At 65.5% G+C, this 849-nt stretch carries 1 protein-coding gene; it reads right to left on the bottom strand.

Going from position 1 to position 849, the window contains the following annotated elements; all coding sequences use genetic code 11:
- Window positions 1–9: 9 nt before the first annotated feature.
- A protein-coding gene (locus K9B37_RS24520) for an IS5 family transposase (RefSeq protein ID WP_224316435.1) occupies window positions 10–809 on the bottom strand; the annotation gives its coding sequence in 2 pieces (ribosomal slippage) (window positions 10–482 and window positions 482–809; 801 coding nt in all).
- Between the last annotated feature and the right edge of the window lie 40 nt (window positions 810–849).

The following is an 849-nucleotide window of genomic DNA, read 5'->3' as shown; positions in this document are numbered from 1 at the left end:
TTAGAGCTCCTAACAAAACCGTCTGCATTGGTTGAAGCAGATGAGAGCCCATCCAAGCGTGGTGAAGGCGAGATGGATGTCCTCGCGACGCTCATAGCGGATGGAGAGACGGCGGAAGCGGTTGAGCCAAGCCAGTGTGCGCTCCACCACCCAGCGATGCCGTCCCAGGCACTGACTGTCGTCCACACCGCGGCGGGCAATCCTGGGCACAATGGAGCGCTGACGGCATTCCGCACGGCACCGCCGATGATCATAGGCCTTGTCGGCGTGCAGCTTATGAGGCCTGCACCTGGGGCGTCCCCGCCCATGCCGCACGGGCGGAACGGCATCGAGAGTGGGTGCAAGCATCAGGCTGTCGTGTCGGTTGGCCCCGCTCAGGCTCAGGCCGAGTGGCGTGCCCTCCCGGTCGACCACAACATGGCGCTTCGTGCCCGGTTTGCCGCGATCCGTCGGGTTCGGGCCGGTGGCAGCGCCCCCTTTTTGGCCGCGATAGATGAGGAGTCGAGCGCAGGCCGGCTCCAGTCGAGTTTGTCCGCATCGGCCAGGCGCTCCAGCAAGGTGCGATGCAGGCGCGCCCACACGCCGGAAGCCTGCCAGTCACGCAACCGGCGCCAGCACGTCATGCCCGAGCAGCCGATCTCAGAAGGCAGCATCTCCCACGGGATGCCGGAGCGCAGGACAAAAAGGATGCCGGCCAGGGCCGCTCGGTCATCGACCCGTGGTCTTCCACCTCTGGGCTTGGCGGGCTCCGGCGGCAGGAGCGGCTCAACGGCCGCCCACAGAGCTTTGGAAACAAGAGGTTGGGCCATGCCAAACCAACGCACTCACGCCAGTTTTGTTAGGCGCTCT

The organism is Microvirga puerhi, assembly GCF_020089865.1.
GTDB classification, from domain to species: domain Bacteria; phylum Pseudomonadota; class Alphaproteobacteria; order Rhizobiales; family Beijerinckiaceae; genus Microvirga; species Microvirga puerhi.
Note: the sequence above shows the minus strand (reverse complement) of the source record. Positions and strands in the feature narration are given on the sequence as shown.